Below are 25064 nucleotides of genomic sequence, written 5' to 3' on the forward strand. Positions count from 1 at the left end.
CCTGTGCGCCGTCTGATCCCCCTCACGCTCATCGCCGTCCTCACGGCGCTGCCCGCGCTGGTGTCCGTGGTCGTGACCGCGCCGGCCGCGCAGGCCCAGGCGGGGCCCTGCAGGGCGGCCGACAGGGTGAACCTGCGCGGGGCCGACTTCACCAACGGCCGCAGGTTCCCCGCCTCGTTTCGCTGCGCCGACCTCACGGGCGCGAAGCTCGACGGCGTCGACCTCACCCAGAAGGACCTGACGGGGGCCATTCTGCGCAAGGCCTCCATGAAGCAGACCGACCTCGGGCAGGTCACCGCGAAGTACGTCGACTTCAGGCAGGCCGACCTGCGCGGAGCCGACCTCGTCCAGATGCACGGCGACTACGCCGACCTGCGTGGCGCCAACCTCATCGACGTGGGCGCGACGCAGGTGCGCTTTCCCAGGGCCGACCTGAGCGGCGCCAAGCTCACCAGGGCTTATCTCGGCCAGGCCGACCTCACGCTCGCCAAGCTCGTCGACGCCGACCTCGTGGATGCCGAGCTCGGCCAGGCCAAGGCTCGCAGGGCCGACTTCACCAGGGCGAAGCTGCACGAGGCTCAGATGATCTCGATCGAGGCGCCCAACGCCGTCTTCCGCGACGCGGACCTGCGGGAGGTGCGCTTCAGCTCCGCGAAGATGGACGGGGCCGTCCTGATCGGGGCCGACGTCCAGGACGCCGACTTCACCTTCGCCGACGACCTCGATCTGACCGGCGCCCGCGGCACGCCGAAGAACGTCCCCGACGACGCGAAGGGCCTCGCCTCGGCCTCGCCCTCGCCTTCACGTGGCGCGACGGCTGAGTGGCCCGCCGCCTTCGACCCTCCGTCCACGCGGTCGGGGCTTCCCACGATCTCGCTGGGGTTGCTCCTGGTGGTCGTCGGCTCGGTCGGGCTGCTGGTCACCCTCACCCTGTGGGCCGCGGCGGCCCGCCGTCCTCCGCCCTACCGCGCCTGAGCGTGGCGTCAGATGCCGATGGCGGCGGTCGGCTGCATCAGGCGGCGCGCCGCCTCGGTGATGGAGCCGGACAGCGACGGGTAGACCGCGAAGGTGTGGGCCAGCTGGTCGACGGTGAGCCGCTGCTGCACGGCGACCGACACCGCGAGGATCAGCTCGGAGGCCCTGGGAGCCACCACGACGCCACCGAGCACGATGCCGGTGTGCGGGCGGCAGAACAGCTTGATGAAGCCGTCGTTGAACCCCTGCATCTTGGCCCTGGCGTTGGTCGACAGCGGCAGCTTGACGACGTTCGCCTCGATCTCGCCTGCCTCGATCTGCTTCTGCGACACGCCGACGGAGGCGATCTCGGGGTCGGTGAAGATGTTGGAGGCGACGGTGGCGAGGCGCAGCGGCTGCACCGCCTCGCCGAGCGCGTGCCAGACCGCGATGCGGCCCTGCATCGCGGCGACGGAGGCGAGCATGAGCACGCCCGTGCAGTCGCCGGCGGCGTAGACGCCGGGGGCGGAGGTGCGTGACACCTTGTCGACCTGGACGAACCCGCCCCTGTCGAGGGTCACCCCCGCCTCCTGCAGCCCGAGGCCCGAGGTGTTGGGGACCATGCCGACCGTCATCAGCGCGTGGGAGCCCTCGGCGGTGCGCCCGTCCTCCAGGGTCACCACGACCCCGTCCGCGGTGCGCTTGACCGACGAGGCGCGCGAGCGGCCCATGACGTTCATGCCGCGCCGCCGGTAGACCTCTTCGAGCACCTCCGCCGCGTCGGCGTCCTCGTTGGGCATCATGCGGTCGCGGGAGGAGACCAGCGTGACCTCGGAGCCGAGCGAGCGGTAGGCGCCGGCGAACTCGGCCCCCGTGACACCGGAGCCGACCACGATGAGGTGCTCGGGCAGCTCGTCGAGGTCGTAGAGGTGGCGCCAGGTGAGGATGCGCTCGCCGTCGGGCTCGGCGCCCGGCAGGATGCGCGGCGTGGCGCCGGTGGCGACGATCACGACGTCGGCCCTGATCGTACGGTCACCCGCCCTGACCACCTGCGGGTCGACCAGCCGGCCACGGGCCTTGATGATCTCGACGCCCTCGGCGGCGACCCGCGCGCCGATGTCGGCGGACTGCGCCTGGGCCAGCTCCTTCACCCGCTTGTTGACCAGCGGCATGTCGACCTCGGCCGAGCCCGCGTCGCCGTCGGCCCCGCCCGAGTAGTGCACGCCCAGCGAGGGCGCGTCGAGCAGCGCCTGCTTACGGACGGAGGTCGCGATCATCGTCTTGGACGGCACGCAGTCGGTCAGGACGCACGCGCCGCCTGGGCCGTCCTCTTCGACCATCGTGACCTGCGCACCCAGTTGCGCGGCCACCAGAGCCGCCTCGTAGCCGCCTGGTCCGCCACCGATGATCACGATCCTAGTCACGTGTCCCATTGTCCCGCATATGGAGAGGCGACAACGAACCGGTCCCCGCCCATGGCGATCGGAACGACGTCGGCGCTCCCAGGCGTGGCAGGATGGCGCGGTGGTGAGCACCACTTGGCGAGGAGTGTGAAATGGGACGACTTCCTGATTCGCCGCAGAATACGGGCGGAACCAGGCTCTACGCGGCCTATGGCTCGAACATGGATCCCAAACAGATGGCCATGAGAGCCCCCCACTCCCCCGTGCGGGGCGTGGGCTGGCTGCAGGGCTGGCGCCTGACGTTCTGCGGTGAGGACGCTCGCTGGGAGGGCGCCCTGGCCTCGATCGTGGAGGACCCCGACGAGCATGTCTTCGTCGTTCTGTACGACGTGCCCGAGTGGGACGAGTCGTCTCTCGACCAGTGGGAGGGCGCCAGCCGCGGTCTCTACCACAAGGTGCGGCTGCGCGTTCACACGCTCGACGGCGACGTCCTCGCCTGGTTCTACGTGCTCGACAGCTACGAGGGCGGCCTGCCCTCGGCGCGCTATCTCGGCATCCTGGCCGACGCGGCGGAGGTGGCGGGCGCTCCCGACGACTATGTCAAGGGCCTGCGCGGCCGTCCCTGCAAGTCGCTGGGCAGCTGACGTCGCGCGCCACGGTGCGCCCGGCCGTGACCGGGCGCACCGCATGATCAGCCGCGCGTCGGTCAGCTCAGCGGCTGGTCCTTGGTCTCCTTCAGCGCGAAGACGTAGACCAGCGTGGAGACCAGCGCCAGGGCCGACATGTACCAGGGGAAGAGCCCCGAGTTTCCCGCGTCCTTGAGCGCGGTGCCGATCAGCGGCGCGGTGCCACCGAAGATCGCGACGGTCAGCGAGTAGGGGAAGCCCGCGCCCGACGCCCGCACCCTGGTCGGGAAGAGCTCGGAGTTCACCGCCGCCGAGATCGAGGTGAAGCAGCCGAGGAAGACCATGCCGATGAGCTGGATGGTCAGCAGGCTGCCGAAGGAGTTGGACAGCGCGCCGAGCATCGGCACCGGCAGCAGCGTGAAGGCCAGGCCGAAGGCGATCAGCATGGGCCTGCGGCCGATCCTGTCCGACAGCATGCCGAGCAGCGGCTGCAGCACCATGAAGAAGAGCAGGGAGATGGTGCCGACCTGCAGCGACATGGCGGGGTCGAAGCCCACGTTCTGCTGGGCGTAGGTCGGCAGGAAGGTCGTCCACGTGTAGTAGGCGACGGTGCCGGCCACGGTGATGCCGACGATCATGGCGGCCTTGGTCGGGTAGCGGACCAGGAACTCGAAGAGTTTCGGCCGTTCGGCCCTGCCCTCCTGGATCTCCTGCGACACGGCCGAGGTCTCGTCGGCGCCCTTGCGGATCCACAGGCCGACGAGGCTGATCACCGCGCCGATGACGAACGGGATGCGCCAGCCGTAGGAGCTCATGTCGGCCTTGGACAGCATCGTGGCCAGCAGGGCGGCCAGGCCCGAGGCGAGGAGCTGGCCGATGGTCGTGCTGACGTACTGGAAGCTCGAGAACAGGCCACGGCGGCCTGGAGGGGCCGACTCCACCAGGAAGGTGGTGGCGGCGGCGAACTCGCCGCCGACCGACAGGCCCTGGATGAGCCTGGCGAGCGTCAGGATGATCGGGGCCAGCACGCCGGCCGCCGCGTAGGTCGGGGTGACGGCCAGCAGCAGCGAGCCCGCGCCCATGAGGATGATGGTGAAGGTCATGGCGGCCTTGCGGCCGAACCTGTCGGCGAAGGAGCCGACCAGGAGCCCGCCGAGCGGTCGCATGAAGAATCCCACCGCGAAGATCGCGAAGGCGCTCAGCACGGGGACGAGGGGGTTGTCGTTCTCGGGGAAGACCTGGCTGGAGAAGTAGACGGCCAGGAACGAGTACGCGTACCAGTCGTACCATTCGACGACGTTGCCGACGCTTGCTGCCAAAAGCTGACGGCCCCGACTCCGGGGGATGCCGAGCGGCGAGCTGGTGATGGTCACCAGGGGGCTCCTTTGCTTCGGGTGCGGTGATGGCTTACTGTGCATCCGGACGACCGAAACAGTCAAATATCTATTCACATATTTACAAATCCGACATGGAGTCAGCTCGAGGTGGATGTTCTCGACCGGCGGCTTGTCGCCGCTCTGCAGGTCAGCCCGCGCGCGTCCTGGGGCGAGATCGGCAGGGCGGTGGGTGAGCACGAGCGCACGGTCGCCAGGCGGCTCCAGCGGCTGATCACCGACGGCGCGGTCCAGGTCACCGCCATCTACGACGACCTGCGCTCGGGGCACGGCCGACCCGTCCACCTGCACGTCCAGGTCAGGGCGGGCATGTCGGCCATGGTGGCCGACGCGCTGGCCTCCAGGCCCGACACCCGCTCGGTCTACTCGGTGACCGGCGCGGCCGACATCGGCGCCGAGCTGGTGGCGCCCAGCAGGGCCGCGCTGCACGAGATCCTCAACGTCGAGGTGCACGGCATCGACGGTGTCGCGGGCACGCAGACGCAGGTGGTGCTGCACACCTTCCGCACGGTGGCCGAGTGGCACGCGCCGTACCTCACCGACGAGGAGATCGAGCTGCTGCGCCCGCCGCTGCCCGACGTCGTCCTGCCCGACCAGGACGGCCTGTCGCCGCTGGAGAGCGAGGTGGCCGAGCTGCTCGTCGCCGACGGCAGGATCGCCTTCACCTCGATCGCCGAGAGGACCGGCATCTCGGTGCCCACCGCCAGGCGCAGGGTCGCCTCGCTGCTGGAGCGGCGGGTGCTGCTGCTGCGGGCCGAGGTCGAGCCCTCGCTGCTCGGCCTGGAGGTCGAGGCGCAGCTGTGGCTGCGGGTGCGCCCCCACGGCCTCGACCAGGTCGGCGAGACGCTGAAGAGACACCCGGGGGTCCGCTACTGCGCGGCCACCTCGGGCACCTACACCATGCTCGTCCAGGTGGCGGTGGCTCACGAGGCCGACCTCTACCGCTTTCTGACGGAGGTCGTCGGTCCCCTGGACGACGTGACCGACGTCAACGTCACCCTCATCACCCGGGCCTACAAGCGCGGGTTCCTACGCAAGGAGCACTCATGACCCCCGCCGAACTGGAAGTCGCCGAGCTCTGCGCCGAGCTGATCCGGGTGGACAGCAGCAACTACGGCGACGGGAGCGGCCCAGGCGAGCGCGCCGCCGCCGAGGTCGTCATGGCGCGGCTGTCCGAGGTCGGCGTCGAGGCGCACTACAGCGAGAGCGCCCCAGGCAGGGGCAACGTCGTGACCAGGATCGAGGGCAGCGACCCCTCGCTGCCCGCGCTGCTGGTCCACGGCCACCTGGACGTGGTGCCCGCCAACGCGGCCGACTGGAGCGTGGACCCGTTCGCCGGTGAGATCCGCGACGGCTACATCTGGGGCCGCGGCGCGGTCGACATGAAGGACATGGACGCGATGATGCTCGCGGTCCTGCGCCAGATGGTCAGCGAGGGCAGGCGTCCTCGCAGGGACATCGTGTTCGCGTGGGTCGCCGACGAGGAGGCCGGCGGCGTCTACGGCGCCAAGTACCTCACCGCCAACCACCGTGAGCTGTTCGACGGCGTCACCGAGTCGATCAGCGAGGTCGGGGGCTACTCCCTCGAGGTCGACCCCGACCTGCGCCTCTACCTCATCGAGACCGCGCAGAAGGGCCTGTCCTGGATGCGCCTGGTCGCCGACGGCACGGCGGGCCACGGCTCGATGCTCAACTCCAGCAACGCCGTGACCGAGGTGGCCAAGGCCGTGGCCCGCCTGGGCTCCCACGAGTGGCCGCTGACGCTCACGCCCACCGTGCGGCAGTTCCTCACCGAGGTGTCGGACGCCTTCGGCCTGCCCTTCGACCCCGAGAACCCGACCCCCGTGCTGGACAAGCTGGGCCCGCTGGTCCGCTTCGTCGGCGCGACGCTGAGCCACACCACCAACCCGACCATGCTGAGCGCCGGGTACAAGGCCAACGTCATCCCCGGACAGGCCGAGGCGGTCGTGGACGGGCGCTTCCTGCCCGGCTACGAGGACGACTTCTTCAAGACCGTCGACGAGCTGCTCGGCCCGAACGTGCGCCGCGAGTTCGTGCAGCACGACATCGCGCTGGAGACGACGTTCGACGGCGCGCTGGTCGAGTCGATGATCGCGGCGCTGAAGGCGGAGGACCCGACCGCGCGGGCGGTGCCGTACTGCATGTCGGGCGGCACCGACAACAAGACCTTCTTCGCCGACCTCGGTGTGCGCGGGTTCGGGTTCGTGCCGCTGCGCCTGCCCAAGGACATGGACTTCGCCGGCATGTTCCACGGCGTGGACGAGCGGGTCCCCGTCGAGGCGCTGCAGTTCGGCGTGCGGGTCCTCGACAGGCTGCTCCTAAACTACTGAGATGACCTATGTTCAGGCCCAGGAGGCCGCCGCCGCCCTGAGGAAGGCCACCGAGCTCGACGTCTTCGACGTGGCGCTCGTGATGGGGTCGGGCTGGGTGCCCGCGGCCGACGCGATCGGCGACACGCTCGTCGAGCTGCCGGTTACGGACCTTCCGGGCTTCAACCCTCCGGCGGTGGCCGGCCACGCGGGAAGGGTCCGCGTCGTGCGCACCCCCTCGGGACGGCACGCGCTGATCTTCCTGGGCCGCACCCACCTGTACGAGGGGCTCGGCGTCGACCCCGTCGTCCACGGCGTGCGCACCGCCCTGGCGGCCGGCGTGCGCACGGTCGTGCTGACCAACGCGGCCGGCGGTCTGCGCCCCGAGACGCAGAACGTCGGCGACCCCGTGCTGATCAGCGACCACATCAACCTGACCGGCGCCAACCCGCTGACCGGCGCGACCTTCATCGACCTCACCGAGGTCTACTCCAAGCGCCTGCGCGCCCTGGCGACCCAGGTGGACCCCTCGCTGGCCGAGGGTGTCTACGTGGCCTTCCGCGGCCCGACCTACGAGACGCCCGCCGAGATCCGCATGCTGCGCACGCTCGGCGGCGACATGGTCGGCATGTCTACGGTCCTCGAGGCCATCGCGGCCCGCGCGGGCGGCGCCGAGGTGCTCGGCATCTCGCTGGTCACCAACCCCGGCGCGGGGCTGGTCGGTGAGCCGCTCAACCACGAGGAGGTCCTCGAGGTCGGCCGCGCGACCGCCACCAGGATGGGCGCGCTGCTGGCCAAGGTGGTCGACAGGCTGTGAGCGGCGAAGCGGGCGCGACCATGAACACGAGCGCGAGAGAGCTCGCGCTGGCCTGGCTGGCCCAGGACCCCGACCCCGACACCAGGGCGGAGCTCTCCGCGCTCCTCGACGACCCCGATGCGCTCCAGGAGCGCTTCGGGGCCAAGCTGGAGTTCGGCACGGCAGGCCTGCGCGGCGAGCTCGGGGCCGGCCCCAACCGGATGAACCGCGTCACCGTCATGCGGGCGGCGGCGGGCCTGGCCACGGTGCTCGGGCCCGGCAGGCACGTGGTGATCGGCTACGACGCCAGGCACAAGTCCGACGTGTTCGCCCGCGACACCGCCGCCGTGCTCACGGGCGCGGGGCTGCGCGCCTCGATCCTGCCGGGACCGCTCCCGACGCCGGTGCTCGCGTTCGCCGTCAGGCACCTCGGGGCCGACGCGGGCGTCACGGTGACCGCCAGCCACAACCCGCCCCGCGACAACGGCTACAAGGTCTACTGGCGCGAAGGCTCGCAGATCGTGCCCCCTGTCGACAGCCAGATCTCGGCCGCGATCGACGCGGCAGGACCTGTCGACCAGCTCCCCCTCGGCTCCTTCGACGTGCTCGGCCCCGACATCGTCTCGGCCTACCTGGAGGCCGTCACCCGGCTGCCGCTGGGCGAGGAGCGCGACCTGCGCGTCGTCTACACCCCGCTGCACGGCGTCGGGGCGACGGTCTTCGGCGCGGCCATGCGGAATGCGGGCTTCCACGCCCCCGTCATGGTCGAGGAGCAGCGCGAGCCCGATCCCGACTTCCCGACGGTGGCCTTCCCCAACCCCGAGGAGCCCGGCGCGATGGACCTCGCGCTGGCCCTGGCGGCCAAGGTGGAGGCCGACCTCGTGCTGGCCAACGACCCCGACGCCGACCGGTGCGCGGTGGGCGTCCCGCTGGGCGACGGCACCTTCAGGATGCTGACCGGAGACGAGGTCGGTGGGCTGCTCGGCGAGCACGTGATCGCCCACACCTCCGGCGACCGGCTGGTGGCCACCACGATCGTCTCCTCGTCCCTGCTCGGCCGCATCGCCCATGCGTACGGCGTGCGGCACACCGAGACCCTCACCGGCTTCAAGTGGATCATGCGGGCGGGCGAGGGCCTGATCTACGGCTACGAGGAGGCGCTCGGCTACAGCGTCGGCGGCGCGCACGGCCTGCCCGTCCACGACAAGGACGGCATCGGCGCGGCCCTCACCGTGGCGGGCATCGCGGCGACGGCCAAGCTCGTCGGCCGCACGCTCCTCGACCTCCTCGACGACCAGGCCAGACGCTACGGACTGCACGCCACCTCGCAGCTGTCCTTCCGGGTGGCGGACCTCAGTCTGATCTCCGACGCCATGGCGAGGTTGAGGGCCGCGCCCCTCGCGACCCTGGGCGGCAGGGCCGTCGAGGCGCGCGACGACCTGGCCGTGGGAGTGGGCGGGCTGCCCCCGACCGACGGCCTGCGCTACCGCCTGGCGGGCGGCGCGCGGGTGGTGGTGCGTCCTTCAGGCACCGAGCCCAAGCTCAAGTGCTACCTGGAGGTCGTCGTCCCTGTGACGGGCGAGGTGGCGGGGGCGCGCGCCGCCGCGGCGGCCGAGCTCGACGCTCTCAAGGCGGATCTCGGGGCGGCCCTCGGCCTCTGACGCGTCAGGGCTTCGCGATCTCTATCTGCAGCTCGTGCACCCACTCGTCCAGGTCGGGCGGGCAGTGCAGGGACACCTCGCGGGCCAGGCCGAGCGCCTGGTAGCCGTTCTCCTCGATCCAGTGGGCGAGCGTCTGGAAGGTGGGGCCGACGCTCTCCATCGGCCCTCGGTGGATGATGGTGGCCGCGGCCTCGATGGGGGGCAGGTCCATGACGTCGAAGTCGTGGGCCTTGCCGTCGTCGATGTCGAGGTTGACGGGGAAGGTGGCGTGCACCAGCACCGTGCCGTCGTCCTCCGGCAGGTAGTAGGCGATGCCGGGCCCCTGCATCGGCACGCGCGCCGCCTCCAGCCTCTCGCAGATCTGCCGGTAGAGCGGCTGGATGACGGGGCCGATGTCCTCGGTGTCGTAGCTGGCCGCCCTCGCGCTGAGCTGGGCCACCCTGACCGGGGCGACCTTCTTCACGATGACCTCGTCGGTCCCCATGACACCCTCTCTTTCGATCGTCCTGAGCCTCGCCTCCACCCCTCGCAACCTGGTGAGGTCGGCGTTGATCCGCGCCTCCAACTGGGCGCGGCGCAGCCGTACCATGCCGTGCAGTTCCTCGGCGCTGACCTTGTCGTCGAGGATCGCGCTCACCTGGTCGAGGGTGAAGCCGAGATCCTTGAGCGCGACGACGCGGTTGAGCCTGGCCAGCTGTCCCGCCTGGTAGGAGCGGTAGCCGGTGACGGGGTCGACGTGCGCGGGGCGTAGCAGGCCGATGGCGTCGTAGTGGCGCAACATGCGCACCGACACGAGGCCCAGCCTGGCGAAGTCTCCGATGCTGAACATGACTCCCCCAGGTCTACGGCCTCACACGGTGTCAGGGTCAACGCCCCCGGCGTGAGGCGGTCAGGCGAGGACGGCGACGGCCACGAGGACCAGGGCCGCGGCGCAGGCCGCGAGGGCGTCGGGGGCCCAGACGACGCGGACGTCACCGGGCTGCTCGCGGCGGCGCTTGGCGTTCTCGGCCCGTTCGGCGATCTGCTCGGCGACCCAGTCGGCGTGTGTCTTGCCCGCCATCGCCTCCTGCGCCGCCCGCTCTCCCTTGGAGAGCACGGGCTCGGTCTGGTAGCGCCCGCGCTGGGCTCGGGGATGGCCTCGGCGGTTCGCCCTGGCGCGTTCGCGCGCCGAGGCCTGCGGGGTCCAGGCGTGCAGGACCTTGTCACCGTGCGAGATGTTGATCGTGTGCGACACCTGCACGTCGTCGACCGACGCCCACGGCAGGAACGTGGTCCGCAGCGGGTTGCGCACCCGCAGCCCGTCGTCGGCCACCACGGTGGCGGGGCGCAGCGCGGTGAGGTAGACGAGCGCGGTCAGCACGCCCAGGATCGCCCCCGCCACCAGCGACGACTTGCCGCTGTAGCGCAGGGTCAGGTCGAAGGCGTTGAACAGGACGAAGGCCACCCAGATCCAGCCGAGCACGAAGGCGGTCGACCCACGGAAGGTCTGCTTCATGCTTGCCACTTGAGCTGTGCGAACCCCGGTTTGATCACGCCGTTGATGAGCGCGAGCCGCTCGTCGAAGGGCAGGAAGGCCGACTTCATCGCGTTCACGGTGAACCACTGCAGGTCGTCCCAGCCGTAGTCGAAGGCCTCGACCAGCTTGGCGAACTCCTCCGACACGCTCGTGGAGCTCATGAGCCTGTTGTCGGTGTTGACGGTCACCCTGAAGTGCAGGCGACGCAGGAGCCCGATCGGGTGCTCGGCGATCGAGGGCGCGGCCCCCGTCTGCAGGTTGGAGGTCGGGCACATCTCCAGCGGGATGCGCTTGTCACGGACGTAGGGCCGCGAGCCTGCCGAGCTTGGCGGTGCCGTCCTCGGAGGCGGAGATGTCGTCGATGATGCGCACGCCGTGGCCGAGCCTGTCGGCGCCGCACCACTGGATGGCCTGCCAGATCGACGGCAGCCCGAACGCCTCGCCCGCGTGGATGGTGAAGTGCGCGTTCTCCCTCTGGAGGTACTCGAACGCGTCGAGGTGCCTGGTGGGAGGGTAGCCCGCCTCGGCTCCCGCGATGTCGAACCCGACCACGCCGACGTCCCTGTAGCGCACGGCCAGCTCGGCGATCTCCATGGAGCGCGCCTGGTGCCGCATGGCGGTGAGCAGCGTGCCCACCTTGATGCCGGGGACCTGCCCGAACCCCTCCAGGACCGCTTCCACGACCTGGTCGAGGCTGAGGCCCGTGGTGGTGTGCTGCTCGGGGGCGTAGCGGACCTCGGCGTAGACGACGCCGTCGGCCGCCAGGTCCTCGGCGCACTCGGCGGCCACCCTGACCAGCGACTCGCGGGTCTGCATGACGCCGACGGTGTGGTCGAAGGTCTCGAGGTAGCGCACGAGCGACCCTGAGTCGGAGGCCTCTTCGAACCACTGCCTGAGGTTGTCGGGGTCGGTGGTGGGCAGCCGGTCGTAGCCCGTCTCGCGGGCCAGATCGACGATCGTCTCCGCCCGCAGACCACCGTCGAGATGGTCGTGGAGCAGCACCTTCGGCGCCCGGCGGATCTCGTCAGGGGTGGGTCGCTGGCTCATCTCGTCATCCTACCGCCACCAGCAAAAACACCGATCTTGCAAAGGCTGCCAGAAAACCCCGCTAATCTCGTCGCCCCTGGGGATCCGTCGCCTGGAGGTCACGGGTTCCGCACCGGGACATGGGACCCCCTTGGCGATCGGGGCCTGGCTCGCTCGGGGTTACTCGTCGGGGTCGCGGTTGGCGGTGTCGGGGGAGAACGCCGGAAGGCAGACCGCGACGTACTCGGCGCCCTCGGCGCCGACGCTGTAGCGGATCTTCTCGCCGGGCTCGGACACGAACGACTGACCCGCCGAGACCTCGGTCGTCCCCTCGGCGTGCTCGATCACGACGCTCCCGCGCAGCACCACCGTGTACTCGGTGAACTCGGGCGTCTGCGCGGGCTCCTCCCAGCCGGGAGGCGCCGTCATGTGCGCGATGGAGACCGCCTCGTCACCGCTGTTCACGCGGCCGATGTGCTCGTCGATGACCTTGCCGCCCGGTACCGGGATCCGGGTCACTCCCTCGATCTTTCTCACCACGTGCTCAGTGTGCCACGTCGACCACGAGGCGGTGAGGAGAGGTCAGCTCGGTCACCGAGAACGGCGCGCGGTGGTCGAGCACGAGCCCGACGCCGACCACGCCTTCGAAGTCGCCGGTCTTCACCACGTTCTGTACGTTGCCGAGGCTCGCCTGGAAGATCGGGCCGCCGGTCCAGGTGGGCTTCCCCTCGTCGGTGTGGGCGTTGGCGGGCTTGAGCGTGACCTGGAGGTAGGCGCCGCCCCGCACGTCGATCGGCTCGCCCGAGCCGTCCTGGACCAGTTCGTCCACCCACCTGACGCTGTAGCTCGTGACGTCGCCGTCGAGGTCGATCACCACCCTGTCGAGCGGACCGTGGTCGGCGAACCTGACCGTCTTGACCAGGACGGGCTCGCCCGGATCCCCCTCGACCTCGACGTCCCTGGTGCTGGTGGGCACGGGGAGCGCCGTGCCCGCCTGCCCGGGGGCCGAGGAGGCGCCGCCCGGGCTGGGGCTCGGCCCGGTCACGCCGGGATGGGCCGCGCCGGTCGTGCCGGCGCCGCTGGACGACGAGCCCGCCCCACCTGGCGCCTGGTTCGGCCCGCAGGCCACCAGGACGGCGAGGCAGCTCACGAGAGCGCCGACGCGCGAAAGCCGCATATCTCGTAGGTTCCCTGCTCGTGGAGGGCTCATGCGCCTGGCCGCCGAGCCATGCCGAACAGGCCTGTGACCGGCCACGCGCGCGAAGGCGCCGGGCCCCCTCGGAAGGGAGACCGGCGCCCCGCGGCGAATCAGACCGTCTCGAGGACCTTGTCCTGGTCGCGCTCGACCGCGGCAACCCTGCGGAAGTTCAGCCCCGTGGCCGAGACCAGCAGCCCGACCACCGCCAGGATCAGCGGCACCATGATCGAGCTCTTGAGCGAGTCGATGGTGACGGCGCCGTCCGCGCCCGAGGTCAGCACCGCGGTGACCACGGCCAGCACGACGGCCCCGCCGACCTGACCCGAGGTGTTGAGCATGCCCGAGGCCAGACCCTGCTCGTCGTCGTGGACCCCGTTGGTGGCCTGGATGTTGAGCGAGGGGAAGGACAGCGCGAACGCGATGCCCAGCAGCACCATGCCGGGCAGGACCAGCCCGCCCATGCTCGGGTTCTCGTCGATGCCGAGGAAGAAGGCGTAGCCTCCGGCCAGCGCGGCGGCGCCGATCACGATGAGCCTGGCGGTGCCGAACCTGTCGGCGAGGTCACCCATCTTGGTGGAGGTGATCGCCACCAGCAGGCCGGCGGGCAGGAAGGCGAGCGCGGTCTGCAGCGCCGACCAGTGCAGCAGGTTCTGGAAGTACTGCATGGCGGCGAACTGGAAGCCGATGTAGGAGCCCATCAGGATGACCAGTCCCAGGTTGGCCCTGACGATCGGGGCCGAGCGCAGCAGGCCGAGCCGTACGAGCGGGTGCTTGACCCTCAGCTCGGTGAAGACGAACAGGCCGAGCAGCGCGAAGGAGAGCACCAGGGAGCCGATCGTGCGCACCGACAGCCATCCGACCTCGGGCGCCTGCACGACCGTGAAGACCAGCAGCAGCATCGAGGCGGTGATGAGGACCGCGCCGACCAGGTCGTAGCCGCCTCCTGCCCGCTCCTCCTTCACCTTCGGCAGCACCTTGAGCGCGGCGACCAGCGCGATGATCGCGACGGGCACCGGCATCAGGAAGGTCCAGCGCCAGCCCAGCTCGGTCAGCAGGCCCGACAGCACCAGCCCGAGCGAGAAACCACTGGCCCCCGAGGCGGTGAAGATGCTCAGCGCCTTGTTGCGGGCGGGTCCTTCAGGGAAGGTCGTCGTGATGATCGACAAGGCGGCCGGCGCGGTGAAGGCCGCGGCCATGCCCTTCACGAAACGGGCGGCGATCAGCAGCGCGCCGTCGTCGACGATACCGCCGATCAGGGAGGCTGCCGCGAAGACCGCCAGCGCGGCCAGGAACACCCTGCGCCGGCCGAGAAGGTCGGCGGTCCTGCCCCCGAGTAGCAGAAGACCGCCGTACCCCAGCACGTAACCGCTGACAACCCATTGCAGAGAAGAAGGAGAAAGGCCCAGGTCCGCCTGGATGGAGGGCAGCGCGACACCGACCATCGACACGTCCAGGGCGTCAAGGAACATCACAGCTGAGAGCACGACGAGCGCGCCCCATCGAGCAGAAGTGGAGGACATGAAGACAGAGACTACATGCATCTGCATCTAATGCAACAGAATTTAATGCAGTTGCATAGGAGTTAACCGGATGGTATTCTCCGCGACATGAACGACGAGGCCGTGGTCGCTGCCTGGCACGACGTCCTGGCCAAACACGCGAAGACCCTGTGCGCGCTCGAGCGCGAGCTCGGCGACAAGTACGACCTGGGGGTCAGCGAGTTCGAGGTGCTCGACCGCATCGTCTCCAACGAGTGCAGGAAGTTCCGCGTGCAGGAGCTCGCCGACGAGGTGCACCTGAGCCAGAGCGCCCTGTCTCGCGTCGTCGCCCGCCTGGAGAAGGGCGGCCTGGTCACGCGCGGGGTGTGCGACATGGACCGCAGGGGCGTGTTCGTCTGCATCACCGACGAGGGCCGCGCCCGTCACGCTGCCGCCCTGCCGGCGCATCGCGCCGTCCTGAGCGCCGTCTTCGCGCCGGCCTGACACCTCACAGGCGTCGCGCCGTGGCCCGGGAGAACACCTGTCCGAGCGCCACAGGACAGGCCCGTTCCTCCAGAATGGTCATGACACGCTGACGCGAGGAGGACGGATGGGCGAGATGCTGGGCACCGTGGAGGTGCTGCGCAGGTACCCCGTGAAGGGTCTGCTCGGCGAGGAGATCGCCGGCGGCGACGTCGCGGCGACCGGTCTCACGGGCGATCGGGGCCTCGCCCTGGTCGACGCCGAGACCGGCAAGGTCGCCAGCCCCAAGAACCCGCGCGTTTGGCGCGGCATGCTCGCCCTGTCCGCCGCCATCGACTCAGGCGGGGTCCGCGTGAGCCTGCCGGACGGCGGGAGCGTCCGGGCCGGCGATCCGCACGTGGACGAGGTGCTCTCGCGCGCCCTCGGCAGGAGGGTGACGCTCACCTCGACACCCCCCGAGAAGGCGGCGCTGGAGCGGGCGGTGCCCGAGGAGGTGCTCAGCGAGGGTGTGACGGCACGGGTGACCGTCCAGGAGAGCGTGCTGGGCGCGGGCTCGCCTCCCGGCACGTTCTTCGACTACGCGCCGCTGCATCTGGTGACGACCTCGGCCATCGCCGCCACGGGCGTGGAGGCGGTGCGCTACCGCCCCAACCTCGTCATCCGTACGGCAGGCGAAGGCTACGTCGAGAACGGGTGGGCGGGCGCGGAGGTCGCGGTGGGCGAGGAGGTCGTGCTGCGGGTGACCGTGCCGACGCCGCGCTGCGCGGTTCCGACGCTGGAGCACGGCGCGCTGCCCCGCGACACCTCGGCCCTGCGCACGCCCGCCGCGCACAACCTGGTCGAGCCGCTGCCGGGCTACGGACCGCGCCCGTGCGTCGGCGTCTACGCGGAGGTGCTGCGCCCCGGCCGGATCACATCAGGCGATCAGGTCCGCCTCCTCGACTGACGCGGGCAGGCGCCCTGCCTCGCACGCTGACGTCCGCCTGCCGTCGGGGACGGACGGACGTCAGCGCCGCGCCGATCAGGCCGTGACGCGCTCGATCACCAGGGGCAGCAGGGCGGGGTCGCTCGCGGGGCCGACCTCGTAGGCGCCTTCCAGCGCCGCCAGAGCCCTGTCGAAGCGCGCGGTCTCGTCGGCGTGCAGCGTCATCAGCGGCTGCCCCTCCCGCACCAGGTCTCCCGGCTTGGCGTGCAGCATGACGCCCGCGCCGAACGACACCGGGTCCTCCTTGCGCGCCCTGCCGGCGCCCAGACGCCAGGCCGCGAGCCCCACGCCGTAGGCGTCCAGCCGGGTGAGCACCCCTGAGGCGGGACACGAGATGGTCATCGTCTCCGCCGCCCTGGGCAGGACGCCGTCGGGGTCGCCGCCCTGGGCGGAGATCATCCTGCGCCATGCGTCCATGGCCGAGCCGTCCTTCAACGCCTCGGCGGGATCCCTGCCCGAGACGCCGGCGGCGTCGAGCATCTCCCTCGCCAGCCGTACCGTCAGCTCCACCACGTCGGAGGGTCCGCCGCCGGCGAGCACCTCGACCGACTCGGCGACCTCGAGCGCGTTGCCCACCGCGAGGCCCAGCGGCCTGTCCATCGCCGTCAGCAGCGCGACGGTGCGCACGCCCGCGTCGGTGCCGAGCGCCACCATCGTGGTGGCCAGCTCCCTCGCGTGCGCGACGTCCTTCATGAACGCGCCCGAGCCGACCTTCACGTCGAGGACCAGCGAGCCGGTCCCCTCGGCGATCTTCTTGGACATGATCGAGGAGGCGATCAGCGGGATCGACTCGACCGTGCCCGTCACGTCGCGCAGCGCGTACAGCTTCTTGTCGGCCGGCGCGAGGCCCGAGCCCGCCGCGCAGACGACGGCGCCCGCGCTCCGCAGGACCGAGAGCATCTCCTCGTTGGACAGCGAGGCCCGCCATCCTGGGATGGACTCCAGCTTGTCCAGCGTGCCGCCGGTGTGACCGAGGCCGCGCCCCGACAGCTGGGGGACGTACGCGCCGCAGGCCGCCACCAGCGGGGCGAGCGGAAGCGTGATCTTGTCTCCGACGCCGCCCGTGGAGTGCTTGTCCGCGGTGGGCCTGTCGAGCATCGACCAGTCCATGCGCTCGCCCGTGCGGATCATCGCCTGGGTCCAGTCGGCGATCTCGCGCCTGTCCATGCCGTTCAGCAGGATCGCCATGGCCAGCGAGGACATCTGCTCGTCGGCGACCTCCCCGCGGGTGTAGGCGCCGATCACCCAGTCGATCTGCTCGGTGCTGAGCGCGCCCTGGTCGCGCTTGGTGACGATGACCTCGATGACGTCCATGCTCAGGCCCCCCTGGACAGGTCGTCGGGACCGAAGGCGTACGGCAGGACGTCGCCCATCCGCCTGGGCCCGTCGGGCGTCTCGACCAGCAACTCCTCGCCGCCGAACTCGTAGAGCAGCTGGCGGCAGCGTCCGCACGGCATGAGCAGCTCGCCGTGGCCGTCGACGCAGGTGAAGGCGACCAGGCGCCCGCCGCCCGAGGCGTGCAGCGCCGAGACCAGGCCGCACTCCGCGCACAGGCCGAGGCCGTAGGAGGCGTTCTCGACGTTGCAGCCGGTGACGACGCGCCCGTCGTCGACCAGCGCCGCGGCGCCCACGGGGAACTTGGAGTAGGGCGCGTAGGCGTTCTGCATGGCCTGCGCGGCCTGGTCGCGAAGGGCGTCCCAGTCGATGCTCAATGCTGCTCCCCGCGGCGGTAGCGCACGCCGTCGGCCTTGGGCATCCGCAGGCGCTGGGAGGCGACCAGGAGGACCAGGAGCGTCAGGACGTGCGGGGTGATGAAGACGAACTCGTTCGGCAGCCTGTCGACGGTCATCCACAGCCACATCAGGACGACCACGCCCATGGCGGCGAACGCCATGACGGTGTAGTCCCTGGCCCCGGCCACGGCGGCGGCGGCCGTCTCACGCGACGACGACAGCAACTGCCTGATCCTGTTGCCGACGTAGAGCAGCAGCAGGATGGCGCCGAACAGGAAGAAGCTGGTCACGGCGGCCGAGCTGCGCAGCTGGAGGCCGTCGGCGTAGCCGAACAGCGAGGCTCCCGCGGCGAGGCCGCCTGGACGCCAGTTGCCGAAGATCATGGCGGCGAGGCCGATGAAGCCTCGTCCGCCGGTCTGGCCCTCGACGTACTTGGTGGTGAAGAAGACCAGGAACACGCCGCCGAGCCCGGCCAGCGCGCCCGAGATGACGGTCGCGATGTACTTGGTGAGGTAGACGTTCACGCCGAGCGACTCGGCCGCCCACGGATTCTCGCCCGCCGAGCGCAGCCTGAGGCCGAACGCCGTCCGCCAGAGCACGAAGTAGGTCAGCGGGATCAACGCGACGGCCACGATGACCAGGAGGCCCACGTTGTGGGTGAGCCCGCGCAGGATGCCGGCGACGTCAGAGACGAGGAACCAGTGCGTGTTCTCCAGTGCGCCGAGCACGTCGGGCCCGGAGGAGAACAGCGGCAGGCTCACCTCGGGCGGCCTGGAGGCCAGCGCGGGCGAGGTGGTGATGCCCGCTCCCGCCTCGGCGGCCGGGGTGCCCTCGGCGTACAGGACCTCCGACAGGAACCTGGTGACCCCGGGCCCCAGCAGGTTGATCGCGACGCCGCTGATGATGTGGTCGACGCCGAAGCCGACGGTGGCGATGGCGTGCAGCAGCCCGCCGATCGCGCCCGCGGCCAGCCCCGCCACCAGCGCGGCCTGCCAGCCCCACTGGTAGCCGGCCCAGCCGGCGAACCAGGTGCCGAGCACCATCATGCCTTCCAGACCGATGTTGACCACACCGGCCCGCTCCGCCCACAGACCGCCCAGACCGGCCAGTCCGATGGGTACGGCCAGCACCAGCGCCGCCTGGAAGATGCCGGAGGAGGTGATGTCGACCTTCCCCGTGACGACCCTGACCAGGGCCAGCACCAGGATCAGCACCGCGACGGCGATGAGCGTCAGGTGGTACTTCCTGACCCTGGGAGCATCGAGCACGCTCATGCGGTCACCTCTACGCGGTTGGTCGTGGCGAGCTGACGCGCGGCACGACGTTCCTCCTGGCGCAGCGCCATCCTGCTGGTGATCTCGTTGGCGATGACCACCAGCAGCACGATCGTGCCCTGCATGATCATGATGACCGAGGGCGGGACGTCGGCGAACTGCAGCGGCCCCTGCGCCCTGTCGAGGAAGCCGAACAGCAGCGCCGCGACCGCGATGCCGACCGGCTTGTTACGGCCGAGCAGCGCCACCGCGATGCCGAGGAAGCCGAGGCCCGCCGTGAAGCTCGTGCCGAAGTTGTGGGTGCGGCCCAGGATCTCCGGCAGGCCGATCAGGCCCGCGATCGCGCCCGAGAGCACCATCGCGGAGATGACCATCTTCTTCGGCCTGACGCCCGAGGCGAGGGCGGCGATGGAGTTGAGGCCGCTGGCCTTGACGTCGAAGCCGAAGCGGGTGCGCTCCAGCACCACCCACAGCACGATGCCGAGCACGATCGCCACGCCGAGGAAGCCCCACAGCCCCGCGCCCCTGGGCGCGGGCAGGCCGAACATCGTGAACAGGAAGTTGAAGTTGGGGAACCAGCCCGACTCGGGGATGTCGGCGGTCGTGACCGTCAGCTGCCCCTCGGGGCGAGGGCCCTGGAACGGGCCGCGCAGCAGGAACGCGGAGAGGTTGATCGCGATGTAGTTCAGCATGATGGTCGCGATGACCTCGTTGACGCCCCTGCCGACCTTCATGAGGGCGGGGATCAGCGCGTAGAGGCCGCCGACGGCCGCCGCCACCACGATGATGACCGCGATCTGGATCGGCGCGGGAGCGGTGAAGGTCGCGCCCACGTAGGCGGCGCAGATGGCCGCGATGCGGTACTGACCCTCGACGCCGATGTTGAAGAGGTTCATCCGGAAGCCGACGGCCACCGCGAGACCCGCGATGAACAGGGGCACCGCCCTGTTGATCACGGTGGCGATGCCGCTGACCACGGAGGTGGAGGTCGAGCCGAAGTCGAAGAACGCGCCGAAGGCGGCGACGGGATCGGCTCCCGCGGCGAGAATCGCCACGCTGGAGATCGCCAGCGCCAGCACGATGGCGACGACCGCGCCGCCCACCGTCAGCAGCAGGCGATTGAGCCCTGCGGGCATCATGACCCTTCCTCGGTGATGGCGCCTGTCATGTAGCCGCCGAGCTGCTCTGGGGTGATGTCCGCGGGATCGAGCTCGGCGACCAGACGGCCCCTGAAGATCACCTGGACCGTGTCGGAGAGACCGATCAGCTCGTCGAGGTCGGCCGAGATCAGCAGGACGGCAAGCCCTGCGGCCCTGGCCCGGCGCAGGTGGTCCCAGATGGCCGCCTGAGCGCCGACGTCCACGCCTCTGGTCGGGTGGGCGGCGATGAGGAACGACGGCTCGCCGCTCATCTCCCTGCCGACGATCAGCTTCTGCTGGTTGCCGCCCGACAGGGCCAGCGCCAGCGTCTCGACGCTCGGCGTGCGCACGTCATAGTCCTTGACGATGCGCTCGGTGTCGGCCTTGGAGGCCTTCCTGTCGATCCAGATGCCCTTGCGGGCGGGCTTCCTGGTCTGGTGGCCGAGCACTCTGTTCTCCCAGAGCGAGGCCTCCAGGAGCAGGCCCTGACGGTGCCGGTCCTCGGGGATGTAGCCGATGCCCGCCTCGCGGCGCCTGAGGGTGGTCCAGGCGCTGATGTCCTCGGCGCCGAGCGTGATCCGGCCGTGCGCCTGGCGCATGCCCATGATCGCCTCGATCAGCTCGGACTGGCCGTTGCCCTCGACGCCCGCGATGCCGACGATCTCGCCCTTGCGGATCTGGAAGGAGACGTCGTCGAGCAGGAGGCGCTTGCCGTGCAGGAACTCGCGCAGGTCTGCCCCGCGGGGCAGCGGGCGGAAGCCTTCGGCCTCCATGGTGAGCCCCTCGACGCGGAGCTCGACCGTGTCGGTGACCGTGGACTCGCGGGTCTCGGGGGTGGGCAGCTCGCTGCCCACCATCATCTCCGCGAGCTCGCGGGCGCTGCCGACCTGGCTGCGGGGTACGGTCGCGACCGTGGTGCCCCTGCGGATCACGGTGATCTCGTCGGCGATGCTGAGCACCTCGTCGAGCTTGTGGGAGATGAACAGGACCGTCAGGCCCTCGGCCTTGAGCTCGCGCAGGTTCTCGAAGAGCTCGTCGACCTCCTGCGGCACGAGCACCGCGGTCGGCTCGTCGAGGATGAGGATGCGGGCGCCCCTGTAGAGGACCTTGAGGATCTCCACACGCTGGCGGTCGCCGACGCCGAGATCCTCGACCAGGCGGTCGGGGTCGACGCGCAGGCCGTGGGCCTCGGCCAGCTCCCTGATGCGCCTGCGCGCGCCCGCCGCGTCGAGGAAGCCGGCGGTCGTGGGCTCCGCTCCGAGAACGATGTTCTCGAGCACGGTCAGGTTGTCGGCCAGCATGAAGTGCTGGTGGACCATGCCGATGCCGGCCGCGATCGCGTCGCTCGGCGTGCGGAAGCTGACGTCCTGGCCGTTCACCCTGATCTGGCCCTCGTCCGGCTTCTGCATGCCGTACAGGATCTTCATTAGGGTGGACTTGCCGGCGCCGTTCTCACCGCAGATGGCGTGGACGGTGCCTGCCTCGATGGTGATGCGGATGTCATGGTTGGCGACGACGCCGGGAAAGCGCTTGGTAATGCCCTCCAGCTCGACGGCGGGTTTCGCCGGGGCGAGGGTGTCCGAGCTCATACGGTCTCCTGGAGAGCCGGGATAGAGCGAAGGCCCGGGGGGAGCGCCCCCGGGCCCTCAATGTCCTCTTGGGTGTTGTCCCAGACTACGGCTTGCTCGGAACGGTGATCTCGCCGTCCACGATCTTCTTCTTGGCGGCGTCGACCTGCTCCTTGATGTCGTCGATCTCGCCACCGGTGGTGGACAGGCCCACGCCGTCGACCTTGAGGTCGTAGACGTCGTTCTTGCCGCCCTTGGCGCCACCCTGGAAGGCCTTGATGAACTGGAACACGCCGACGTCGACGCGCTTGATCATCGAGGTCATGATGACCGCCTGGAGGTCGGCCTCCTTGACCGTCAGCCGCTGGTCGGAGTCGACGCCGATGGCCTGCTTCTTGGCCGCGGCGGCGGCCTGGAAGACGCCGGTGCCGGAGTCGCCCGCGGCCTGGTAGACGATGTCCGCGCCGTCCTGGTACATCTTCTCGGCCGCGATCTTGCCCTTGTCGGGGGCCTTGAAGCCGCTGAAGTCACCGTCGGGGGTGAGGTACTTGACGTCGACCTTGGTGTCGGGCTTGGTCGCCTTGACACCGGCGGAGAAGCCCGCCTCGAACTTCTTGATCAGGTCGTTCTCGACGCCGCCGACGAAGCCGACGTGGCCGGCCTTGCTCTTCAGCGCGGCCGCGACGCCCGCCAGGTAGGAACCCTGCTCCTCGGCGAACAGCAGACCCGTCACGTTCGGGGCGTTCGAGGCGGAGTCGACGACCGCGAACTCGATGTCCGGGTACTCCTGCGCCGCCTTCTTGATGTCCTCGCCGTAGGCGAAGCCGACACCGATGATGGGGTTGTAACCCGCCTCGGCCAGCTGGCGCAGCAGCTCGCCGCGGTTGGAGCCGTCACCCGCGGGGCTGAGGTCCTTGATCTCGGCGCCGAGCTCCTTCTGAGCCTGCTCCAGACCCGCGTAGGCGGCGTCGTTGAAGGACTTGTCGCCGCGACCGCCGACGTCGAAGGCGAGTCCGACCTTCAGCCCGCTGGCCTTCGCCGGCTCGCTGGCGGCACCCGTGCTCGGAGCCGCGGAGTTGCCCGCGGACGTGTTTCCGCCACCACCACATGCCGCGGCCGCCATGAGCATGGCACCAGCGACGGTGCCGACCGCAATCCTGCCGAATCGCTTGCTGAGCAAGTCGACTCCTTCCATTTCCCCGCCGTCCAACCTTCATCGCACGCGCGAAGAAACGCACGGCAACCCTGCACGGAAGATAGTTGTTTGGCCAGGACAGACCAAACCGGCACACAGGTCCGCAACCGCTCCGTTATCGACATCAGTCGCGTCTGTGACCTGGGAGCGGCGTCGAGGTGGCCTGACCTGCAGCTTATGTGCTCGCATAACCCGCCTCAACACACCTTTACCGAAGTTTGCCCCAAGTCAAGATCTTGCCGTCAAGCCGAAGATTTCGTTGTATGGCTAGAAATTTCGTATACCACCTGGAGCGCCCCCCATGCGCATGATCGTCATCCCGCTCACCGCCGCGTTACTCGCGGCAGCGGGCGCCGGGCCCGCCTTGTCCACCACCGCCACGGGCCCGACCCAGCCCATCTACTCCCGCGCCGATGCGATCAAGCAGACCGTCTTCGTCGAGGTCGAGGGGGTCGACAGCGACCGCGACGGCAAGAACGACAGGGTGGCCGCCGACTTCCTGCGGCCCAAGGAGACCGAGACAGGGCTCAAGGTCCCGATCATCATGGAGTCGAGCCCCTACTACGCGGGCATCGACGGCACCATCCCCAACCACAAGGTCGACGTCGACGAGAACGGCAACCCGCTCCCGGGGGTGCTCGCCGCCGAGACCAAGACCGCGGTGGAGACCTTCCCCGGCTACTACGACAACTACTTCGTGCCCCGCGGCTACGCCGTGGCCAGGGTCGAGAGCCTGGGCAGCGGCAGGTCCACCGGCTGCCCGACCGTCGGCGACGCGCAGGAGAGCGCGGGCCCGAAGGCCGTCATCGACTGGCTGAACGGCAGAGCCAAGGGCTTCGACGCGGCGGGCAACCCGGTCAGCGCCCCGTGGTCCACCGGCAGCGTCGGCATGATCGGCGTCTCCTACAACGGCACGCTTCCCAACCAGGTGGCCGCCACCGGCGTCGAAGGACTCAAGACGATCGTCCCCATCGCGGCGATCTCCTCCTGGTACGACTACTACCGCGCCAACGGCGGCGTCCTGGCGCCCGGCGGGTACCAGGGCGAGGACGTCGACGTCATGGCGAAGGCCGTCCTCACCAGAGCGGGCAAGGAGATCTGCGCTCCGGTGATGGACGAGTTCACCGCCACGCAGGACCGGATCAGCGGCGACTACAGCGACTTCTGGGCCGCCCGCGACTTCCTCCACAACGCCGACAAGGTCAAGGCGAGCGTCTTCCTCGTCCACGGCCTCAACGACTGGAACGTCAAGACCAAGCAGGCCGCCCAGTGGTGGGAGGCGCTCAGCCGTCGCGACGTCCCTCGCAAGATCTGGCTGCACCAGGGCGGGCACGCCGACCCGTTCAACGTCAGGACCGTGGAGTGGCTGCGCCAGCTGCACCTCTGGTTCGACCACTGGCTCCACGGCATCGACACGGGCATCATGAACGAGCCGCGGGCCGACGTGGAGATCGGTCCTGGACAGTGGGGCCAGCACGCCTCGTGGCCGCTGCCCGGCGCCCACCCCGTGAAGCTCTGGCTGGGCTCGTCCTCCCGCCTGGGCGTGCTGCCGAGGCCGCTCTCCTCCCGCGAGTCGTTCGTCGACCAGAAGACCCGCACGGCCGAGCAACTGGTCGAGTCGGCTCCCTCCCCCGACCCGAACCGCCTGGCGTACCTGACCTCCGCGCTGCCGACCGACGTCCGGATCTCCGGCACGCCCAGCGTCTCCGTGCGGGCCTCGCTGAAGGACGGCGCCTCGCCGTACCTGACGGCGCTGCTGGTGGACTACGGCACCGACACCAGGGCCAACGGACGCCTGGTGAACACCGGTCAGACCTACTGCTACGGACAGGCGGTGCCGGGTGAGAGCGGCTGCACGTCGCTGTACCGGCACGGCACGGCGTCGGCGCCTTACAAGATCGTCTCGCGTGGCTGGATCGACGTGCGCAACAGGCACAAGGCCGACAACACCCAACCGATCAAGCCGGGCAGGGCGTACACGTTCCGCTGGGACTTCCAGGCGCAGGACTACGTCTTCAAGAAGGGACACAAGATCGGCCTGGTGCTGATCTCGACGGACCACGACTACACGCTGCGCTACCCGGAGGGAACCAAGGTCGAGGTCACCCCCGGCCTGTCGTCCCTGGAGCTGCCTGTCGTCTTCGGCCGCCTCTCCTGACGGCTCCCCCGCTCACGGGCGCGGCTTCGCGCTGAAGGGCTCGGACTCCCTCACGGGGGAGTCCGAGCGACCTTCCTGCCCCGGCCGTCAGGGCGGTCGCGGTTCCGCCGCATTGCGGCTGTCTCGTGGTCGAACCCGAGATACTCC

General features: G+C 70.1%; 22 protein-coding genes and 1 pseudogene. 9 read left to right on the forward strand and 14 right to left on the reverse strand.

Going from position 1 to position 25064, the window contains the following annotated elements:
* Positions 1-3 precede the first annotated feature (3 nt).
* Complete coding sequence (locus tag FHR33_RS20995; protein ID WP_183650414.1) at positions 4-975, forward strand: pentapeptide repeat-containing protein; 972 nt, start codon at positions 4-6, stop codon at positions 973-975.
* An 8-nt stretch (positions 976-983) separates the two neighbouring features.
* On the opposite strand, the gene FHR33_RS21000 is transcribed toward FHR33_RS20995, so the two are convergent.
* Positions 984-2378: an NAD(P)H-quinone dehydrogenase gene (locus tag FHR33_RS21000; RefSeq protein ID WP_183650417.1), complete on the reverse strand. Its 1395-nt coding sequence runs from the start codon at positions 2376-2378 to the stop codon at positions 984-986.
* 131 nt (positions 2379-2509) lie between these two features.
* Between FHR33_RS21000 and FHR33_RS21005 the strand changes: the two genes are divergently transcribed.
* A complete protein-coding gene (locus FHR33_RS21005) occupies positions 2510-3001 on the forward strand; it encodes a gamma-glutamylcyclotransferase family protein (RefSeq protein ID WP_183650420.1) in 492 nt (163 codons plus the stop codon).
* 62 nt (positions 3002-3063) lie between these two features.
* Here the strand turns inward: FHR33_RS21005 and FHR33_RS21010 are convergent, their stop codons facing one another.
* Positions 3064-4356: an MFS transporter gene (locus FHR33_RS21010; protein WP_312895645.1), complete on the reverse strand. Its 1293-nt coding sequence runs from the start codon at positions 4354-4356 to the stop codon at positions 3064-3066.
* Between the two features lie 111 nt (positions 4357-4467).
* Here FHR33_RS21010 and FHR33_RS52725 point away from each other — a divergent pair, with 111 nt between their 5' ends.
* Genes FHR33_RS52725 through FHR33_RS21030 form a run of 4 tightly spaced genes read left to right on the forward strand, consistent with a single transcriptional unit; the run spans position 4468 to position 9164 of the window.
* Positions 4468-5427: an Lrp/AsnC family transcriptional regulator gene (locus FHR33_RS52725; protein WP_183650426.1), complete on the forward strand. Its 960-nt coding sequence runs from the start codon at positions 4468-4470 to the stop codon at positions 5425-5427.
* Positions 5424-6728 carry a M20/M25/M40 family metallo-hydrolase gene (locus FHR33_RS21020; protein ID WP_183650428.1) on the forward strand — a complete coding sequence of 435 codons (1305 nt, stop codon included), beginning with the start codon at positions 5424-5426 and terminating at the stop codon, positions 6726-6728. The genes FHR33_RS52725 and FHR33_RS21020 overlap by 4 nt, the downstream gene beginning before the upstream one ends.
* Before the next feature lies 1 nt (position 6729).
* Positions 6730-7524 carry a purine-nucleoside phosphorylase gene (locus FHR33_RS21025; protein ID WP_183650431.1) on the forward strand — a complete coding sequence of 265 codons (795 nt, stop codon included), beginning with the start codon at positions 6730-6732 and terminating at the stop codon, positions 7522-7524.
* Positions 7525-7544: 20 nt separating this feature from the next.
* Positions 7545-9164, forward strand: coding sequence for a phospho-sugar mutase (locus FHR33_RS21030; RefSeq protein ID WP_183660204.1), 1620 nt, complete (start codon positions 7545-7547; stop codon positions 9162-9164).
* A 4-nt stretch (positions 9165-9168) separates the two neighbouring features.
* Here FHR33_RS21030 and FHR33_RS21035 read toward each other — a convergent pair whose 3' ends face one another.
* The 6 genes and pseudogenes from FHR33_RS21035 to FHR33_RS21060 all read right to left on the reverse strand — a co-directional run bounded on the left by FHR33_RS21035 (position 9169) and on the right by FHR33_RS21060 (position 14424).
* The gene (locus FHR33_RS21035) at positions 9169-9993 is read right to left on the reverse strand and encodes a MerR family transcriptional regulator (RefSeq protein WP_183650434.1); all 825 of its coding nucleotides are present in this window, start codon (positions 9991-9993) and stop codon (positions 9169-9171) included.
* A gap of 60 nt (positions 9994-10053) precedes the next feature.
* Positions 10054-10659 carry a PH domain-containing protein gene (locus FHR33_RS21040; protein ID WP_183650437.1) on the reverse strand — a complete coding sequence of 202 codons (606 nt, stop codon included), beginning with the start codon at positions 10657-10659 and terminating at the stop codon, positions 10054-10056.
* Positions 10656-11727: pseudogene (locus tag FHR33_RS21045) on the reverse strand (adenosine deaminase). The gene FHR33_RS21040 and the pseudogene FHR33_RS21045 overlap by 4 nt, the downstream one beginning before the upstream one ends.
* Before the next feature lie 159 nt (positions 11728-11886).
* A complete protein-coding gene (locus FHR33_RS21050; protein ID WP_183650439.1) occupies positions 11887-12246 on the reverse strand; it encodes a cupin domain-containing protein in 360 nt (119 codons plus the stop codon).
* Positions 12247-12250: 4 nt separating this feature from the next.
* Complete coding sequence (locus FHR33_RS21055; RefSeq protein ID WP_246452023.1) at positions 12251-12883, reverse strand: AMIN-like domain-containing (lipo)protein; 633 nt, start codon at positions 12881-12883, stop codon at positions 12251-12253.
* A 131-nt stretch (positions 12884-13014) separates the two neighbouring features.
* Positions 13015-14424 (reverse strand): MFS transporter, encoded by a 1410-nt coding sequence (locus FHR33_RS21060; RefSeq protein WP_246452024.1) that lies wholly within the window; start codon positions 14422-14424, stop codon positions 13015-13017.
* Positions 14425-14511: 87 nt separating this feature from the next.
* Here FHR33_RS21060 and FHR33_RS21065 point away from each other — a divergent pair, with 87 nt between their 5' ends.
* Both FHR33_RS21065 and FHR33_RS21070 read left to right on the forward strand, forming a co-directional pair.
* Positions 14512-14886, forward strand: a complete 375-nt coding sequence (locus FHR33_RS21065; protein ID WP_183650445.1) for a MarR family transcriptional regulator — start codon at positions 14512-14514, stop codon at positions 14884-14886.
* 106 nt (positions 14887-14992) lie between these two features.
* Complete coding sequence (locus FHR33_RS21070) at positions 14993-15811, forward strand: MOSC domain-containing protein (RefSeq protein WP_246452025.1); 819 nt, start codon at positions 14993-14995, stop codon at positions 15809-15811.
* A 75-nt stretch (positions 15812-15886) separates the two neighbouring features.
* On the opposite strand, the gene FHR33_RS21075 is transcribed toward FHR33_RS21070, so the two are convergent.
* From FHR33_RS21075 to FHR33_RS21100, 6 genes are all read right to left on the reverse strand, one after another.
* A complete protein-coding gene (locus tag FHR33_RS21075) occupies positions 15887-17164 on the reverse strand; it encodes a thymidine phosphorylase (RefSeq protein ID WP_183650447.1) in 1278 nt (425 codons plus the stop codon).
* 2 nt (positions 17165-17166) lie between these two features.
* Positions 17167-17562, reverse strand: coding sequence for a cytidine deaminase (locus FHR33_RS21080; RefSeq protein WP_183650449.1), 396 nt, complete (start codon positions 17560-17562; stop codon positions 17167-17169).
* The gene (locus FHR33_RS21085) at positions 17559-18857 is read right to left on the reverse strand and encodes an ABC transporter permease (RefSeq protein WP_183650451.1); all 1299 of its coding nucleotides are present in this window, start codon (positions 18855-18857) and stop codon (positions 17559-17561) included. Before FHR33_RS21085 ends, FHR33_RS21080 begins: the two co-directional genes overlap by 4 nt.
* Positions 18854-19996, reverse strand: coding sequence for an ABC transporter permease (locus FHR33_RS21090; RefSeq protein ID WP_246452026.1), 1143 nt, complete (start codon positions 19994-19996; stop codon positions 18854-18856). The genes FHR33_RS21085 and FHR33_RS21090 overlap by 4 nt, the downstream gene beginning before the upstream one ends.
* On the reverse strand, positions 19993-21585 hold the full coding sequence (locus FHR33_RS21095; protein WP_183650453.1) for an ABC transporter ATP-binding protein: 1593 nt from the start codon (positions 21583-21585) through the stop codon (positions 19993-19995). Before FHR33_RS21095 ends, FHR33_RS21090 begins: the two co-directional genes overlap by 4 nt.
* 85 nt (positions 21586-21670) lie before the next feature.
* Positions 21671-22744 carry a BMP family lipoprotein gene (locus FHR33_RS21100; RefSeq protein ID WP_183650456.1) on the reverse strand — a complete coding sequence of 358 codons (1074 nt, stop codon included), beginning with the start codon at positions 22742-22744 and terminating at the stop codon, positions 21671-21673.
* Positions 22745-23060: 316 nt separating this feature from the next.
* Between FHR33_RS21100 and FHR33_RS21105 the strand changes: the two genes are divergently transcribed.
* Positions 23061-24917, forward strand: a complete 1857-nt coding sequence (locus FHR33_RS21105; protein WP_183650459.1) for a Xaa-Pro dipeptidyl-peptidase — start codon at positions 23061-23063, stop codon at positions 24915-24917.
* The last annotated feature ends 147 nt before the right edge of the window (positions 24918-25064 follow it).

It is taken from the genome of Nonomuraea dietziae (assembly GCF_014195505.1).
GTDB classification, from domain to species: Bacteria; Actinomycetota; Actinomycetes; order Streptosporangiales; family Streptosporangiaceae; genus Nonomuraea; species Nonomuraea roseola.

Bases quoted from the DNA above. Each gene is read 5' to 3' on its own strand.
- FHR33_RS21005 (WP_183650420.1), top strand. From the start codon at position 2,510: ATGGGACGACTTCCTGATTCGCCGCAGAATACGGGCGGAACCAGGCTC.
- FHR33_RS21020 (WP_183650428.1), top strand. From the start codon at position 5,424: ATGACCCCCGCCGAACTGGAAGTCGCCGAGCTCTGCGCCGAGCTGATC.
- FHR33_RS21025 (WP_183650431.1), top strand. From the start codon at position 6,730: ATGACCTATGTTCAGGCCCAGGAGGCCGCCGCCGCCCTGAGGAAGGCC.
- FHR33_RS21030 (WP_183660204.1), top strand. From the start codon at position 7,545: ATGAACACGAGCGCGAGAGAGCTCGCGCTGGCCTGGCTGGCCCAGGAC.
- FHR33_RS21035 (WP_183650434.1), bottom strand. From the start codon at position 9,993: ATGTTCAGCATCGGAGACTTCGCCAGGCTGGGCCTCGTGTCGGTGCGC.
- FHR33_RS21040 (WP_183650437.1), bottom strand. From the start codon at position 10,659: ATGAAGCAGACCTTCCGTGGGTCGACCGCCTTCGTGCTCGGCTGGATC.
- FHR33_RS21055 (WP_246452023.1), bottom strand. From the start codon at position 12,883: ATGCGGCTTTCGCGCGTCGGCGCTCTCGTGAGCTGCCTCGCCGTCCTG.
- FHR33_RS21060 (WP_246452024.1), bottom strand. From the start codon at position 14,424: ATGTCCTCCACTTCTGCTCGATGGGGCGCGCTCGTCGTGCTCTCAGCT.
- FHR33_RS21065 (WP_183650445.1), top strand. From the start codon at position 14,512: ATGAACGACGAGGCCGTGGTCGCTGCCTGGCACGACGTCCTGGCCAAA.
- FHR33_RS21070 (WP_246452025.1), top strand. From the start codon at position 14,993: ATGGGCGAGATGCTGGGCACCGTGGAGGTGCTGCGCAGGTACCCCGTG.
- FHR33_RS21075 (WP_183650447.1), bottom strand. From the start codon at position 17,164: ATGGACGTCATCGAGGTCATCGTCACCAAGCGCGACCAGGGCGCGCTC.
- FHR33_RS21085 (WP_183650451.1), bottom strand. From the start codon at position 18,857: ATGAGCGTGCTCGATGCTCCCAGGGTCAGGAAGTACCACCTGACGCTC.
- FHR33_RS21090 (WP_246452026.1), bottom strand. From the start codon at position 19,996: ATGATGCCCGCAGGGCTCAATCGCCTGCTGCTGACGGTGGGCGGCGCG.
- FHR33_RS21095 (WP_183650453.1), bottom strand. From the start codon at position 21,585: ATGAGCTCGGACACCCTCGCCCCGGCGAAACCCGCCGTCGAGCTGGAG.
- FHR33_RS21105 (WP_183650459.1), top strand. From the start codon at position 23,061: ATGCGCATGATCGTCATCCCGCTCACCGCCGCGTTACTCGCGGCAGCG.